The sequence below is a fragment of the uncultured Aquitalea sp. genome, from assembly GCF_945957525.1.
Lineage (GTDB): Bacteria > Pseudomonadota > Gammaproteobacteria > Burkholderiales > Chromobacteriaceae > Aquitalea.
Window position 1 is genome coordinate 214,469 of the sequence record NZ_CAMFLA010000004.1, and the last position, 14,917, is coordinate 229,385.

Genomic DNA, 14,917 nt, shown 5'->3' on the forward strand with positions numbered 1-14,917 from the left:
CAGCGGCGAATCAGGCAAGCGCCGCCTAGTTGGCCGAAGCCGGCTGATCCGGATCGCTGGTTTCGCAATTGTCGGGATCGTCCTGCAACACGATGCGGCGGATGCGGCCTTTGTCGAAGAAAGGCAATTCGCGACACCAGCGCGCGCCCTTGGCGGTGGCGGTCTTTTTCCAGCCGGGCTCCTCACGCCGCACCACCCGCCACTGGCCGCTGGCGGCATCCTGCCGCCACACCTCCAGCGCCGCGCGCTCCGGCATGAAGTCATCCTTGGCCTCGCAGTCTTTCAGGTCGGAAAAAGACAGGCGCAAACGCCCGTCCACCCCCTGCTCCACCCGGTCGCGAAACACGATGGCGCCATTGTCGTAGTCTGGCACCACGTAACAATAACGCCGCACCGCGCCATCCATCACTGGCAACACATAACTGCTCTGACTCTCGCCCTCCACCAGCTTGCCGCCTTGCCAGCGCCAAGTGGTGACGCCATGCTCGCAGCAACTGGCCCGCCAAGCCGTCCATACCACCTTGTTGGCGGCGTCGAACATCGGCGAACTTACTTCATTCAGCTCCGGCGCTTCGACAAACCTGCGGGTTTTCGGGTTATAGAGCCAAAACTGATAGGGAATATTCGGACCGGCGGGCAAAGTCTGCGCCAGCATCAGATCAGGCCAGCCGTCAAAATTGGCGTCCACTGTCTCAGGCAGGAACATGGAACACGTACCCTGCGAATCAGTAGCCAGCTCCTGCACCAGCCGTCCCTTGTCATACAGGCGGATGGCGCTGACGGACGGCACATCGTTGCAACGGTCGTCGTCCTTGGGCTGGCCACTGGCCAGCAGACGAATCTCATAAGGGAAGGGTCGGTTCTCACGCCACTGCGTCAACAGCAAGGGCGCCCGGCGCTTGCCGTCCGGCGACAGCCAGTCGCCGCTGAGGGCCTCGCCCTGCAACAGGCCGCGCCACTGACCGCTGGCCTTGCCCTGCGTCTTGCCATCGCCGATATCCCTTTCGGCCAACATTACCCGACCATCCGGCAACAGCTTCCCGGTCAGTTGCAAGCGGCTGCGCTTGGCTTCGGTACACGGCAAATAGCAGTACTGTCCAGAGATAGTGCCGGCCAAGCGCGTGAGACTCACCGTCACCGCCTTGCCGGCAATGCTGCCTTGATAGTCCCGGCTCCAGAACAACAACTCCACAGCATCACCAGCGCGCGCCGGCATGGACGACAGCAGTGCGCACAGCCCCGCCAAACAGCAAAACAGACTCAGCAACCCGGGCCGATGGGACATGACGAGCTCCGCAAGGCAAAAAACCGCTTATACCCGAGCAGCATGCAGTCCGGCAAGGCACGGCGCAACGTACCGTTTACTTCAGCGGCAGATAGATGTCCGTTACCAGATCCGCCTCCGGCGTATCCGGCAACAGATTCAGGTAGTGGAAATACAGTGGAAAATCTCGCAACTCCTCGCCGCTGGAGGGCAACCAGTCGCGATAAAGCGGATAGATGCTGTCGCCCATGCGCGCATGCGAGCCAAGATGCCGCACCCGAGCGCAACGCCCGCCCGGCAAGGTTTTGCCGATAACCCCCCATTCATTGCCCGGCACGCTGTCTTTGATTTCGCCGGCGATATCGAAGCGAAACAGCGCCGGCTCCGTGGTGTCCGGATTGTCGAAGGCAATGCCGAAAGTGCGGGCGCTGTCCTTGGGCGACAAACCGGTAGCCTTGCGCCATTCGATGAACTTGGCTACCGAGTCGTTGAGCCGTTCCACCGGCCCGCGATGTTCCTTCACCGCAATCAGTACGGTATCGGCATGGATGATTTCTACGTGCACCTTGATGTTCCTTTCCGGGGCGCGGAATTGATAGCGCAGGTGCCAGGCCTCCCAGTCCGGCCCCCGCCTGAAAGCGCTGGGCGACACTCCGAAAGTATTCCTGAACGCCCGCGCAAAAGATTCCGGGTTTTCAAACCCGGCGGCCAGCGCGATGTCGATCACCCTGGAGCGACGATCAAACGCCAGCCGGTAACTGGCCTGCCGCAGACGCAGCAGCAGGATGTACCGGCCAAGACTGATCCCGATATATTGGGTGAATTGCCGATGGAAATGAAACTTGGAAAAATGCGCTACCTGGCTGAGCGATTCCACATCCAGCGCTTCATCGAGATGAGCCTCGATGTAATCCAGCACCCTGTTGAAACGCGCTGCATAGGCCGTTTGACGAGCATCTTTCATCCATTCCTCTCCGTTGACGCACAAACTATGCCGCAGCGGCGCGCCCGCTGTCCTGACCGGAATTGCTGTTTGTCTCCCCCGCCGCCCGGCATGGCAAAAGCAAAAAAAGAAGGCTTAATATCATCGCCATTCATTTTGCATTCCACTTTGCCTGCTTGTGAAAGCGCGTCCGATGACAACCAACGCACAGAGAGACAGCGCCATCGCAGCCGCACTGGCGGCCGGCGCCAAACCCCACGAATGCAACCCGCTCCTCTACCCGCTTTATTGGAAACTGGGTATCAACATTCCTCCCCCCATCTTTGCACCGGTATGGCTGACCGCACCGCTGTACGGCATGACATCCGCCCTAGTGTGGGGGATATTCATGTGGCTCAGCACGTGGTCGCAAGACCCCGGCATGGGCTGGGAAAAGGCACTCGGAAGAGCCGCTATTTTCGGGGCGTTCACGGCCATCGCAACGGGATGCCATCTCTTCTACCGTAAGCGCAAGCTGAAGCTGCCCGCGTGGACAACATTCGGACCAAACTGAAACCGGCTTACCCGGAACATGCCGCCCCCTATTGCAAAAATTCGCCCTACCGCCTAGTATCGCTGCCCATCATTCATTTCAACTTGCAAAGGAGACACGCCATGAATCACCAGCGCACCCTTTGCAGGTCTCGCCAAGCTTAACTACTCGCGCTGCATTAGCGCGCTTCAAAAGCCCGGCCAAGGCCTGCCAATCCCCCCTCCTAATTTCTTTTTCAGGATTGGCATATGGGCAATTCCATACAGCATTTAGCTGATGGCGTACATTTGATCGCCTCAGCGAAAACCTGGATCGAAGGTAAAGCGATCCAACAATTGCATCACACCGCATCCCTGCCGGGCATGCGCCGCGTAGCCGGCATGCCGGATCTTCACCCTGGCCGTGGTTACCCTGTTGGCGCCGCATTTTTCTCTATTGGCCGCCTTTACCCCGCACTGATCGGCAACGATATAGGCTGCGGCATGGCTTTGTGGCAAACATCGCTACCGCGCACAAAGTACTCGGCCAGCAAACTCGAAAAAAACCTGGGCAATATCGATGGGCCGCTCGAAAGCCACTGGCAAGAGCGTATTGCCTCTTTGGGCTTGCCCTACAGCGGATATGAAACAGCGCTGGGCACCATTGGGGGAGGCAATCATTTTGCCGAGCTGCAAACATTGGATGCCATTTATGTGCCGGCCATGCTGGAAAGCGCGGGCCTAGATAAAAGCAAACTGTTGCTGCTGGTGCATAGCGGGTCTCGCGGTTTTGGCCAAGCTATTTTGCAACGGCATGTCGAAACGCATAACCATCAAGGGCTGGAAGAAGGCTCAAGCGCCTGCGCGGATTATCTGGCGCAGCACGAAGCCGCCCTGCGCTATGCCCACGCCAACAGACAATTGATCGCTCGGCGCATGCTGGAACGACTCCGGGCTGAAGGTGATTGCCTGCTGGACATTGATCACAACCTGTTAAGTTGCGAAACCATCAATGGCGAGACAGGCTGGCTGCACCGCAAAGGCGCTACTCCGGCCACACAAGGACTGGTGGTCATTCCCGGCTCCCGAGGAGATTACAGCTATCTGGTGAAACCGCTACCTTCGGCAAACAGCCTGTTCACATTGGCACACGGTGCGGGCCGAAAATGGATGAGAAGCGAATGCAAAGAACGCCTCGCCTCTCGATACAAACTGCAGCAACTCAGCCGCACCGTGCTTGGCAGCCATGTCATTTGCGATGACCGCGAGCTGATCTATGAGGAGGCCCCGGAGGCTTACAAGAATATAGAAACCGTCATCGACTCCCTGCAATCTGCCGGGCTGATCGAACCAGTGGCGCGTCTGAAACCAGTGCTGACTTACAAAACCCGAAGGGAGAGCAACTCATGCTGCTGATTGAAATCTCCGCCGCGCAAGGCCCGCAGGAATGCGAACTGGCAGTAGTCAAGGCGTGGCGACGCTTGTTGGCCGAAGCTGCAGCGCTCAACGTTCAGGTTCAGCTCATCCAGCAGATGCCTGGCAGCCAGCACGGTACATGCCTCTCTGTTCTACTCGCACTAGAGGGGGAGCAGTCAGCACCACTGGCCAGGCAGTGGCAAGGCACCGTGCAGTGGACATGCCAAAGTCCCTACCGCCCCAAACACCCCCGGAAAAACTGGTTCATCGGTGTTGCCGCCTACGAGGAGACCGCACAGTCCGCCAGTCAGGATATACGCTTTGAAGCCTGTCGCGCCTCGGGACCGGGCGGCCAACACGTCAACAAGACCGACTCCGCCATTCGCGCCACTCATATTGCGAGCGGCATCAGCGTCAAGGTACAGACAGAACGCAGCCAGCATGCCAATAAGCGTCTGGCAGTTTTGCTGATCCACAAAAAACTCAAGGAACTCGATGCGCAGCAGCGTGATGCACGCAACGCTGCAAGAAGGCAGTTTCATCATGAAGTGGAGCGAGGCAACCCGCGCCGCATCTTCAAAGGGGAACGCTTTGAGCCCGTAGCGTCAAGCTGACCGACATACCCCATGGCACCCGACACGGCCCTTTGCACGGGCCGTGTCTTGCCTTCCCCCAGCATCCACCACCAACACAATCAAGCTCGGATTAACTCCGCCCTTCAGCCCAGGCCAAGCGGCAAGCCAAAGCAACAAACACCCCGCTCAGCAGATAGCGCGGCCAGCCCGCCTTTTTGCGCAGCAGCCGTTTGGCCATCTTGTCCGCCAGCAGGATCACTACGCCGTTCACCGCAAGCCCTACCAGATTCAGCACGCTGGCCAAGGTCATCATCTGCACAAGCACGCCGCCCCGCTCCGCTTGCACAAACTGGGGAAATAGCGCCAGCACAAACAAAGCCATCTTGGGATTGAGCAGATTGGTTAACAGCCCTTGCAGCACAATGCGGCGACTTGGGATTGGCGCAGGCTCGCTGTCAGTCTGACTTGCAGGTTTACCGAAGAGGGTCTTGCCCGCCAACCACAAGAGATAAGCGGCGCCGGCATAACGCACCGCGTCATACACTGCGGGCGCGGCCAGCAGCAGGCCGGACAAACCCAGCGCCGTCGCCAGCGCATGACAATAGGTGCCAAGCTGGATGCCCGCCAGCGTGGCCAGTCCAGCCGAACGCCCTTGGCTCACGGATCGGGAAACAATCAGCAGCATGTCGGGCCCGGGCGTAGCCGTCAGCGCAAGGCAAGCAAGGGAGAACAGCAGGAGTGTATCGAGGGAGGGCATGACGGGCCTTTCTGCGCAAAGCGCGAAAGGAATAACATTCTAATTTCCCGCCTCGGCATCAACAAGCCCTCTCGCCCTGCCCCATCGCCGCCAAACTGGCCGTATTTATCGCTCAAAACAAGGCTCGCATGGCAAAGACCTTGCAGAAATCGTGGCTTTGCGGGCTTTTTAGTCTAGCATTATGAAAAAAACATCCCCGTCGGGCTGTTTGCTTGAAGATGCCGCCAGTGCTCCCGCCGGGAATCACAAACCATCAAGCCCGCCACTAACCACCGAGTCCACTGAATCATCCCGACAACACGGAGGCTCCACCTTGTCTGACCTACTCAAAAAGATTGATGCAAGAACCAAGCTGGCAGGCAACAACAAGCTGGAAATTCTCCTGTTCTCGCTGGGTCACGATGAGCGCACCAAGCGCAAAGAAGTATTTGGCATCAATGTCTTCAAGGTGCGCGAAGTGATGCGCGCCCCGGAGATCACCAGCGCGCCGGAAATGCCGGCGTCAGTAGAGGGCATGGTGAGCCTGCGCGGCAGTCTGGTGCCTGTCATCGACCTGGCCAAGTACACCGGCATCGTGACCAACAGCAAGCCTGAAATCATGATAGTGACCGAGTACAACGGCAAGACGCAGGGCTTTCTGGTAGAGGCCGTGGACACCATATTGCGACTCGACTGGTCCGTCATGCGCGTGCCGCCCGACATGATCACCAGCCGCATGGCCGGCCTTGTTACCGCCGTCACCGAGCTTGAAAACGGCGCACTGGTCATGATGGTGGACGTGGAAAAAATCCTGGCGGAGACCTCGCTGAGCGACGACGCTCACCTGTTTCTCAACATCGAGCCGGTCAAGGAAGAACGCATGGTTTTCTTCACGGACGACTCCGCCGTTGCCCGCAAGCAGGTGCAACAAACCCTGGAGGCCATGCAACTCAAGTACACCTCGTCTATAAATGGCATGCGTGCCTGGGAAGAACTGCAGAAAATGGCCGCACAGGCGGAACTGGCCGGCAAGCAATTGAATGAAACCCTGCACCTGGTGTTGACCGATGTGGAAATGCCGGAAATGGATGGTTACATGCTGACCAAGCTGATCAAGACCGACCCCCGTTTCAGCGGTATTCCGGTGCTGATGCACTCCTCGCTTTCCGGCAATTCAAACCAGAAACTGGGCGAATCGGTAGGCGTTGACGCCTATGTATCAAAGTTTGAGGCACAAAAACTGGCGCTGAAGCTGCGAGAGATGCTGAAATTGCACTAGGCAACAACAACAAACAACATACAGGCCATTCAAGGGAGGAAAACAATGTCAAACAAAGACCTGTCACTGCTTGCCACTGTGGATGCGCGCACGAAACTGGCTGGTTCCAACAAGATGGAAATCCTGCTTTTTTCGCTTGGCGCGCGCGAAACCTTCGGCATCAATGTATTCAAGGTGAGGGAAGTCTCCCAGGCGCCGGCCATTACCAAGTCTCCCAACATGCCGTTTGGCGTAAAAGGCGTCATATCGCTGCGCGGCAATATCATCCCCATCATTTCATTGGCGGCATTCATTGAGACCGAAAACAACGCCAAGCAATACGACACCATGATCGTCACCGAATTCAACAAAAGCACGCAGGCTTTTCTGGTGGACTCGGTGGACCGCATCATTCGCGTTGACTGGAACCGGGTGCGCGCGCCAGAGAACATGACCACCACCGGCGCCGTGGGCAACAACATGATTACCGCCATTACCGAGCTTGACGACGGCAAGCTGGTTTCCATTCTGGACGTGGAACAAGTGCTGGCCACGGTGGTGGGCGAAACCCGCCTGCCGGATATCCCCGCCGCGCAATTGGAAGCCAACCAGTACATGTTTTTTGTCGACGACTCCGTTGTGGCCAGAAAAGAAATCGCTGGCCTGCTCGACAAAATGGGCATCAAGTACCAGCAGGCCAACAATGGCCGGGAAGCCTGGGACAGGCTGCAAGTGCTGGCCAGCCGCAATTTTGACGAAGGCGAGTCTTTGCAGGACTACCTTAAAATCATCCTGGTTGACGCGGAAATGCCGGAAATGGATGGTTACGTACTTACCAAGCTGATCAAATCCGACGCCCGCTTCAGCGGCATTCCGGTCATCATGCATTCGTCCCTGTCATCCAACGCCAACAAGGCCATGGGCTCCAGCGTCGGCGTGGATGCGTACGTCGCCAAGTTCGACCCGATCGTTCTGTCGGAAACGCTGACCCCCCATTTGCACAGGTAACGCCCATCCATTGCAGACTGCCGCCAGTCTTCAAAAGGGAGAAATTCATGGTAGACAAAAACATGAAATTCCTCGTTGTGGACGATTTTTCCACGATGAGGCGCATTGTCCGGAATCTGTTGAAAGAGTTGGGCTTTACCAATATTGACGAGGCCGAGGATGGACAGGTTGCCCTGCACAAATTGAAAAACCAGCATTTCGACTTTGTCGTCTCTGACTGGAACATGCCCAACATGACCGGCATCGAGCTGCTCAAAGCCGTGCGCGCGGATCCGCAAATTCAAAAGTTGCCGTTCATGATGATTACCGCCGAAGCCAAGAGAGAAAACATCATCGAAGCCGCCGGAGCAGGCGCCAGCGGCTATATTGTCAAGCCGTTTACAGCCGCCACGCTGGAAGAAAAGCTGGGCAAGATATTCCAGAATCTGAACATGTAGTGAATGTAAGCAGGCAATATCACTAGCCTGCCGGGGAGGAAATAAAACATGCCTGATCACATTCTAGATAGCGGAGACTCTCCGGACCTGGAAGCACTGTTCGACAGCATTGCCAGCCAGCACAACGACGCTGCGGCAGCGCCTGCCGAAACGGCCGCCCCAAGCGGGACCGCAGACGGCGGAATGGCTGGCAATGGCGAAAATACGCAAGCCATGTATGAGCAGGTAGGCCAGATCACGCGGAAGATGCACAACGCCTTGCGCGACATGGGCTACGACAAATCGCTTGAACGCGTGGCGGAATCCATTCCGGACGCCAAAGATCGTCTGAGCTATATCGCCAGCCTGACCAAGAACGCCGCCGACAAGGTGCTCAACGCCATCGATGAAGCTCAACCGCTGCAGGAAGAGCTGGGCAAGCAAGGCGATGTGCTGGCCCAACGCTGGGACAAGCTGTTCAATGGGCAACTGGGCGTCGAAGAGTTCAAGCAGCTTTCCGCTGAAACCAAGGCTTTTCTTGAGGCCATCCCCGACAAGACGCAGCAAACCAACTCCATCTTGCTAGAAATCGTCATCGCTCAGGACTTCCAGGACCTGACCGGACAAGTCATCAAGAAAATGATGGACATGTTTCAAAACCTGGAAAGCGAAATGGTCAACCTGCTGGTTGAGTTTTCACCCGATTCGCGCAAGACCGCGCTGGACTCCTCTCTGCTCAACGGCCCGGTCGTCAACCACGACGGCAGCGCTGACGTGGTTTCCAACCAGCAGCAAGTGGATGACTTGCTGGACAGTCTGGGTTTCTGATTTTTGCTCAAGGGGGATAAGCGATGAGCGTATTCGGCGGCATGGAAGAATTACTACAAGATTTCCTCATGGAAGCCACCGACTTGCTGTCCGACGTGGACAACAAGCTGGTTGAGCTGGAAAAGCGTCCTGAAGACAAGGCTCTGCTGAACGAGATTTTCAGGGGCTTTCACACCATCAAGGGCGGCGCAGGCTTCCTCAATGTCAATCCGATGGTGAGCCTCTGCCACCGTACGGAAAACCTTTTCGACAAACTGCGCAATGGCGAGCTGGCGCTGAACCCCAGGGTGATGGACGTCATTCTGGATGCGACGGGCATTGTCAGGGATATGTTTGGCACCCTGGGGCAAGGCATGATGCCTGCCGAAGCGGATGCCCACATCATTGAAGCACTGGACAATGTGCTGGCCGGCAAGCCGCTGGACGATGAGCCTGTCACCGCATCCGCCCCCCCGCCGCCGCAAGCCGCGCCGGTGGAAAGCGCCCCTCCGCCTCCCGCGCCGGCGGCAACGCCGGCCCCGCCGCCCCCCGTCCAGCTGGCGCCGCCACCCGCTCCCACGCCTGCTCACCCGGTTCCGGCAGAACGGCCCAGCCCGCAAAAGGCACCGGCCAGTTCGGGCTCTAGCGCTGGCAGCACGCAAGAAAACACCATCCGCATTGATACGGCGCGCCTCGACATGGTGCTGAATCTCTCGGGTGAAATCGGCCTGACCAAAAACCGGCTCACCACGCTGCGCACTGAGATCCTTCAAGGCCTGAATACCGGCGTTACCCTGCGCTCGCTTGATGAATCCATCAACCAGCTGGACCTGCTGGTGGGCGATCTGCAAAACGCGGTCATGAAAACCCGCATGCAGCCGGTTGGCCGGTTGTTCCAGAAATACCCCAGGCTGGCGCGCGATCTGGCAAGACAGCTGGGCAAGGACGTGGACCTGGTGTTGTCCGGTGAGGAAACCGAGCTGGACAAAACCATGATCGAAGACCTGAACGATCCGCTGGTGCATCTGGTGCGCAACGCAGTGGATCATGGCGTGGAGTCGCCGGAAGAACGCATTGCCGCCGGCAAGAATCCGCAATCCACCATTCAGCTGACCGCCGAACAGGTAGGCGACCACATCCTGATCACCATCACCGACGACGGCAAGGGGATGAGCCCGGAAGGCTTGCGCCGCAAAGCGGTGGAAAAAGGCCTGATCGATCAGGAAACCGCCAACGGCCTGGATGAAAAGCAGTGTCTGCAGCTCATCTTCATGCCCGGCTTTTCCACCAAGGACCAGATTTCAAGCGTGTCCGGCCGCGGCGTGGGCATGGACGTGGTGCGTACCAACATCCAGAAACTCAATGGCCGCATCGACATCAACTCCACCCAGGGGGAAGGCACGCGCATCAGCATCTCGCTGCCGCTGACGCTGGCCATCCTGCCAGTGCTGGTGGTGCGCTCCTGCAATCAGCCGTTTGCGGTGCCGCTGGCCATGGTTCGGGAGATCATCACCTTCGACCCCAACACCATGCAGGAAATATCCGGCAAGCCCACTATCGTGGTGCGCGACGAAATCCTGCCCTTGCGGGCGCTGTCGGCCTTGCTGGGTTGGCAGCCCACGCAAAAGCCGCACTTTGGCGTGCTGATGCAATCTGCGGAAAAGTCTTTCATTCTGGCGGTGGATTCCTTCGTCGGCCGCGACGACGTAGTCATCAAACCCTTGCAGAACATTCGCCCCAAAGGCGTGGCGGGCGCCACCCTGTCCGGCGACGGCTCGGTTGTGCTGGTGTTGGACATGGAGGACTTGATGAACACCGGCGACAGCAACCAGAACCTGGCCAAAACCTCGGACTTCATCCAGCACTGACCAAGCGCCGCCCCGCCCCCCTTGCCGGGCAAGCAGCGCAGCCACCAAGCAGCCCCTTGGCTTACAGCCCAAGGGGCTTTTGTCATCCGCAGCGAGGTTGGCCGAAGCGCGCCGGCCTGACACCAGCCGCCGCAAGGCGTCAGGCTGCCGGGTAGATCATCCGCGCCGGCACGCGCATGGTGCGTTTGGCCCAAGGGTAGTACACCAGCGCCGTTACCAGCAGCCCCACTATCCAGGAAATATCGGTATCGCCCAGCAGTTTGACGGCAAAGCCGGTGTACATGGCCTGGCTGATGAAAGGCACTTGCGACAGGATGCCCACGCCATAGCTCGCCAGCGCCGGCAAGTTGTAAGCGCCATAACGGCCGTCCGGCTGGTACAGCGCGGGGATGTCCACCTTTTCACGGGAGATCAGGTAGTAATCAATCAGATTCACCGCGCTCCACGGTACAAAAGCCACCAGCAACAGCAAGACGAAGTTCTTGAAGTTGGCCAGAAAATCATGGCTGGCAAACACCGCCAGCACCACGCTCAGCGCAATGAACAAAGCAATCACCAAGGAACGGGCCTTGGGCGAATAACTTCTCGCGCCGTTCATGCCGCTGACGATGGTGAGCGAGCACATGAAGCCGCCGTAGGCGTTCAGGCAATTCACCGTCAGCTTGCCCGCCACAATGGCAAAGTAGATCACCATGGCCAGCGCCGGTCCGGCCAGCTCTCCCATGAAACCCACCTGGTTCTTGATGAATGAACCACCCGCTCCCGCCACCAGCACGCCAAAGCTCATCGCGCACTGCGCGCCGATGGCCGTACCGAGAAACACCGGCCAGAACACCTTGCCGGTAGGCGTATCAGCCGGCAGATAACGCGAGTAATCCGCCACATAGGGCGCAAAGGTCAATTGCCAGCCAGCCGACAGCGACATCGCCAGCAGCAACTGACCGATATCACCAGCCGGGCCGGCCAGCAAGGCATCCAGCGGATGCGCCGACAGCAAGCGCCAGGCAAGAAAACCGAAACCAGCGATACTCACCACACTGGCGATGCGGCCCAGCTTATGGATCACGTTGTAACCGGCAATGGCGATCACGCCGGTAATCACGCCAAACACCACCATGCCCAGTGGCGAACCATCCGTACCAAGGATGCGGTTGATGGCCTGACCGGACAACACGGTGCCGGTAGTGGCAAAGCCCAGATACATGAGAATGGCCAGCAGCAAGGGCAAGGCCGCGCCTTTCACGCCAAACTGCACCCGGCTGGTAATCATCTGCGGCAAACCCAGCCGAGGCCCTTGCGCGGCATGCAGCGCCATCACCGCCCCGCCCAACAGATTACCCAACAGCAAGCCCAACAAGGCGGTAACGCCATGCACGCCAAACACCACCGCCAGCGCACCGTCCACGATGGCGGTAATCTGCAGGTTGGCGCTCAGCCACAGGGTGAACTGCTGAAACGGCTGACCGTGGCGCGCGGCATCCGGCACCCAGTCAATCGAGTACTTGTCTTTCATGCTTTTCTCCTTTGATGGCCGCCCCGTCGGATCGCTCTCTTCAGTGGCGATTACGCAGGTCGGCCCGCAAAATGTATACTCATTTGCAATTTATTGCATATACATTAAGCACAAAAAAACAAGCCACTGTTGCATTTCATGCATTTGGCAAAAGCCGGGTTTTCAGCAGGGATAAAACCGGTGGGTTTGCCACAAAACCGCGACGTAGACGCCAAGACGAAATCCCGCTCGCACCAGATTCGCCCCTGGCGACGGCATGGTTGGGCAGCGCTCGCAGTAGTACAGCGTAAGGTCATCGCAAGGCAGCCGCTTGACCCATAACGCCCATCACATCAAACAGCCATGAGCAAACGGCCGCTCGACCTCAAGCAGGTACGCCGCATGACCGGGCACAAGCAAGCTCAAGCCTTGGCTTGCCGCAACCCATTCACAGCGCCATGCCAAACGGATAGCATCAATCTGACCAGCCCTACCAACAACCACCCTACTCGAACACCAAAGCCCCCTCGCACATCAAGCCGGACAATATGACCAAAGCCATTATTTTGAAATCTGTCGCCATCCTTATCGGAATCGCCCTTGCCGCCACCGCTGCGGCAGAACCCGCCCCCGGCGCTGAAACTCCAGCACGCCTCAGGCTGTTTGGCCAAAATGGTATCGGCGTCATGTTTTATAGAAACAGTACGTGCTACAAAACGGGGTTTCTTGGCCCTTATGGCGGCGAGAGTGTATCTGGCGGGCTTGTCGACGCATTCTCATCCTTTATCGGCAAAGCCAACAATACCGTTATTGGCATGCCCGAAACGGTAAATACAAAAATGCAGAATGAAAAAGATGGCCTTCTTTCCAAGGCCTATTACAAGGAATACACCGTAAAGCCCGATGAAATCCTTACCATCTTTACCGCTTTGGGCGATGCCAGCGGCTTTCATTGTGGCCCCATCGCATTTTCATTCACTCCCAAGGCGGGGGCTGACTACGAAGGATTTCTTGAGGTGAACTGGAAAGAGAAAATTTGCCGTTTCAATCTGAATGAGATTGTAAAATCCGATCAATCCACCGACTTGGTTTCAGTGAACACCGCCTACCGGTCAAGTCGGTGCGAATGAATAAACACCATGAAGCGCATCATTCTGGCAGTCATCGCCACACACTCCACCATCGCGTTGGCAAATCAGCATGTCAACGCCTCTTTCAATCAATTAAAATCAGATGCAGAGCTATGCCGTCACTTTTCGGGAGAGTGGGATACTGACCTGCCCAAAGAGCGAAAAGATGAAATACAAGCCGGGTTAAACAAGTACTGCAACAGGGCAAAAGATACTTATCAAAAACTGAATTCAAAGAAAGCAAACCCAAAGCAGCTTTCTCGCATACTCAAAGAGTATGACTTCCTGAATGAGGCTCCGTAATTGAATATCAAATACGAACGCCCCCCAAAACAAAAGCCAGCGCACGCGCTGGCTTTTGCATGAACCACCTCTGGCATGGCAATCAGCGGCGGGACTCCACGGCGATTCGTACCGCCAGTCCGGCCAATACCATGCCCATCAACCAGCGCTGCGCCGCCATCCATAGTGGACGCTCGCCCAGAAACACCGCCACCGCGCCCGCCATGCAGGCAATCGCGCCATTCACGCTGACACTGATGGCAATCTGCACACTACCCAGCGCCAGCGACTGCGCCAATACACTGCCATGCCCCGGCGTGATGAACTGCGGCAGCAGAGAGAGGTACATCACGGCAATCTTGGGGTTGGCCAGATTGGTGACAAAACCCATGGCAAACAGCTTACGGGCGCTGTCGTGCGGCAACTGGCGCACCTGAAACGGTGAGCGCCCGCCCGGTTTCAGCGCCTGCCAAGCAAGGTAAAGCAGGTAGGCTGCGCCGCCCAAGCGCAGCACATCGTAGGCATAAGGCACGGCCATCAGCAGCGCCGTGATGCCAAAGGCCGCGCAGGCCATATAGAAGAGAAAACCCAGCGCCACGCCGCCCAGCGACACCAGTCCGGCCCGACTGCCCTGACAGATGGAGCGCGACACCAGATAGATCATATTGGGCCCGGGCGTGAGCGCCATGCCCAGCGACACCAGCGCAAAGGCCAACAAGGAAGAGCAGGACGGCATGCGAAAACCTCCAACTGCGCAGTGCGCGGGATGCGTGCGTTGCGCGGCGGCTTGCCCGGCCACCGCAGGATGTTCTGTTTTACCACAGCCCACGTCCTTGCCGCCAAACGGCGCCAGCGCCTTACCCCGCCAACCACCGACTCATGCGCTCCGCCAGCGGCAAGTGGCAAGCCGCTGCCAGCCCGTCCAGCGTGCACAGTTCACTCGCCAGCGGGGGCGGGACCCGCAAGTATGACGGGGCAAAGGCGCAGCAGTCAGCCAAGGCATTTGCACAAGGTTGGCCGAAGGGGTAGGAAACCGTATTGGTTCTGGTTGTTTGTTAGGTGGGCTGGGGGCCGCTTCCGCGCGGCGGACGGGAAAGGGATCTTTGCTTGGCCAAAGATCCCTTTCATCCCTAAAGGCCACCCTGCAAGCATGGCCTGCGGCTACCCTCAGGGGCCTAGCACTGGCACGGCGCGCCTGAACTCGCGCTTTGT

Annotated in this window: 15 protein-coding genes; 10 read left to right on the forward strand and 5 right to left on the reverse strand. The window is 58.0% G+C overall.

The features are described 5' to 3' along the window. Positions 1-25: 25 nt before the first annotated feature. Both Q0P52_RS05920 and Q0P52_RS05925 read right to left on the reverse strand, forming a co-directional pair. Complete coding sequence (locus tag Q0P52_RS05920; protein WP_293765365.1) at positions 26-1,285, reverse strand: hypothetical protein; 1,260 nt, start codon at positions 1,283-1,285, stop codon at positions 26-28. Positions 1,286-1,361: 76 nt separating this feature from the next. Beyond that, positions 1,362-2,228: an AraC family transcriptional regulator gene (locus Q0P52_RS05925; RefSeq protein WP_293765367.1), complete on the reverse strand. Its 867-nt coding sequence runs from the start codon at positions 2,226-2,228 to the stop codon at positions 1,362-1,364. Positions 2,229-2,400: 172 nt separating this feature from the next. Here Q0P52_RS05925 and Q0P52_RS05930 point away from each other — a divergent pair, with 172 nt between their 5' ends. The 3 genes from Q0P52_RS05930 (at position 2,401) to prfH (ending at position 4,747) form a co-directional block, all read left to right on the forward strand. Next, on the forward strand, positions 2,401-2,760 hold the full coding sequence (locus Q0P52_RS05930; RefSeq protein ID WP_293765368.1) for a DUF6404 family protein: 360 nt from the start codon (positions 2,401-2,403) through the stop codon (positions 2,758-2,760). A gap of 227 nt (positions 2,761-2,987) precedes the next feature. After that, positions 2,988-4,133 (forward strand): RNA ligase RtcB family protein, encoded by a 1,146-nt coding sequence (locus Q0P52_RS05935; RefSeq protein ID WP_293765370.1) that lies wholly within the window; start codon positions 2,988-2,990, stop codon positions 4,131-4,133. After that, entirely contained in the window at positions 4,124-4,747 is a 624-nt protein-coding gene (prfH, locus tag Q0P52_RS05940) for a peptide chain release factor H (RefSeq protein WP_293765372.1), read from the forward strand. Before Q0P52_RS05935 ends, prfH begins: the two co-directional genes overlap by 10 nt. Positions 4,748-4,838: 91 nt before the next feature. Here prfH and Q0P52_RS05945 read toward each other — a convergent pair whose 3' ends face one another. Continuing rightward, a complete protein-coding gene (locus Q0P52_RS05945) occupies positions 4,839-5,465 on the reverse strand; it encodes a LysE family translocator (protein ID WP_293765373.1) in 627 nt (208 codons plus the stop codon). Positions 5,466-5,778: 313 nt separating this feature from the next. On the opposite strand from Q0P52_RS05945, the gene Q0P52_RS05950 reads away from it, so the two are divergent. Genes Q0P52_RS05950 through Q0P52_RS05970 form a run of 5 tightly spaced genes read left to right on the forward strand, consistent with a single transcriptional unit; the run spans position 5,779 to position 10,801 of the window. Further along, on the forward strand, positions 5,779-6,723 hold the full coding sequence (locus Q0P52_RS05950) for a chemotaxis protein (RefSeq protein ID WP_293765374.1): 945 nt from the start codon (positions 5,779-5,781) through the stop codon (positions 6,721-6,723). A 45-nt stretch (positions 6,724-6,768) separates the two neighbouring features. Continuing rightward, complete coding sequence (locus Q0P52_RS05955) at positions 6,769-7,710, forward strand: chemotaxis protein (protein WP_293765375.1); 942 nt, start codon at positions 6,769-6,771, stop codon at positions 7,708-7,710. A 47-nt stretch (positions 7,711-7,757) separates the two neighbouring features. Then, positions 7,758-8,147, forward strand: a complete 390-nt coding sequence (gene cheY / locus Q0P52_RS05960) for a chemotaxis response regulator CheY (RefSeq protein WP_293765376.1) — start codon at positions 7,758-7,760, stop codon at positions 8,145-8,147. A 48-nt stretch (positions 8,148-8,195) separates the two neighbouring features. Beyond that, entirely contained in the window at positions 8,196-8,954 is a 759-nt protein-coding gene (gene cheZ, locus Q0P52_RS05965; RefSeq protein WP_293765377.1) for a protein phosphatase CheZ, read from the forward strand. A gap of 23 nt (positions 8,955-8,977) precedes the next feature. Further along, positions 8,978-10,801 carry a chemotaxis protein CheA gene (locus Q0P52_RS05970; protein ID WP_293765379.1) on the forward strand — a complete coding sequence of 608 codons (1,824 nt, stop codon included), beginning with the start codon at positions 8,978-8,980 and terminating at the stop codon, positions 10,799-10,801. 139 nt (positions 10,802-10,940) lie between these two features. On the opposite strand, the gene Q0P52_RS05975 is transcribed toward Q0P52_RS05970, so the two are convergent. Further along, complete coding sequence (locus Q0P52_RS05975; RefSeq protein ID WP_293765380.1) at positions 10,941-12,314, reverse strand: cytosine permease; 1,374 nt, start codon at positions 12,312-12,314, stop codon at positions 10,941-10,943. A gap of 527 nt (positions 12,315-12,841) precedes the next feature. Between Q0P52_RS05975 and Q0P52_RS05980 the strand changes: the two genes are divergently transcribed. After that, the gene (locus Q0P52_RS05980; protein ID WP_293765381.1) at positions 12,842-13,423 is read left to right on the forward strand and encodes a hypothetical protein; all 582 of its coding nucleotides are present in this window, start codon (positions 12,842-12,844) and stop codon (positions 13,421-13,423) included. 9 nt (positions 13,424-13,432) lie between these two features. Beyond that, entirely contained in the window at positions 13,433-13,726 is a 294-nt protein-coding gene (locus tag Q0P52_RS05985; protein ID WP_293765383.1) for a hypothetical protein, read from the forward strand. Positions 13,727-13,808: 82 nt separating this feature from the next. Here the strand turns inward: Q0P52_RS05985 and Q0P52_RS05990 are convergent, their stop codons facing one another. Next, positions 13,809-14,441: a LysE family translocator gene (locus Q0P52_RS05990; RefSeq protein WP_293765384.1), complete on the reverse strand. Its 633-nt coding sequence runs from the start codon at positions 14,439-14,441 to the stop codon at positions 13,809-13,811. Positions 14,442-14,917 lie beyond the last annotated feature (476 nt).

Bases quoted from the DNA above. Each gene is read 5' to 3' on its own strand.
- Q0P52_RS05970 (WP_293765379.1), top strand. From the start codon at position 8,978: ATGAGCGTATTCGGCGGCATGGAAGAATTACTACAAGATTTCCTCATG.
- Q0P52_RS05985 (WP_293765383.1), top strand. From the start codon at position 13,433: ATGAAGCGCATCATTCTGGCAGTCATCGCCACACACTCCACCATCGCG.
- Q0P52_RS05975 (WP_293765380.1), bottom strand. From the start codon at position 12,314: ATGAAAGACAAGTACTCGATTGACTGGGTGCCGGATGCCGCGCGCCAC.
- cheZ (WP_293765377.1), top strand. From the start codon at position 8,196: ATGCCTGATCACATTCTAGATAGCGGAGACTCTCCGGACCTGGAAGCA.
- prfH (WP_293765372.1), top strand. From the start codon at position 4,124: ATGCTGCTGATTGAAATCTCCGCCGCGCAAGGCCCGCAGGAATGCGAA.
- Q0P52_RS05925 (WP_293765367.1), bottom strand. From the start codon at position 2,228: ATGAAAGATGCTCGTCAAACGGCCTATGCAGCGCGTTTCAACAGGGTG.
- Q0P52_RS05935 (WP_293765370.1), top strand. From the start codon at position 2,988: ATGGGCAATTCCATACAGCATTTAGCTGATGGCGTACATTTGATCGCC.
- Q0P52_RS05920 (WP_293765365.1), bottom strand. From the start codon at position 1,285: ATGTCCCATCGGCCCGGGTTGCTGAGTCTGTTTTGCTGTTTGGCGGGG.
- Q0P52_RS05990 (WP_293765384.1), bottom strand. From the start codon at position 14,441: ATGCCGTCCTGCTCTTCCTTGTTGGCCTTTGCGCTGGTGTCGCTGGGC.
- Q0P52_RS05980 (WP_293765381.1), top strand. From the start codon at position 12,842: ATGACCAAAGCCATTATTTTGAAATCTGTCGCCATCCTTATCGGAATC.
- cheY (WP_293765376.1), top strand. From the start codon at position 7,758: ATGGTAGACAAAAACATGAAATTCCTCGTTGTGGACGATTTTTCCACG.
- Q0P52_RS05930 (WP_293765368.1), top strand. From the start codon at position 2,401: ATGACAACCAACGCACAGAGAGACAGCGCCATCGCAGCCGCACTGGCG.
- Q0P52_RS05955 (WP_293765375.1), top strand. From the start codon at position 6,769: ATGTCAAACAAAGACCTGTCACTGCTTGCCACTGTGGATGCGCGCACG.
- Q0P52_RS05945 (WP_293765373.1), bottom strand. From the start codon at position 5,465: ATGCCCTCCCTCGATACACTCCTGCTGTTCTCCCTTGCTTGCCTTGCG.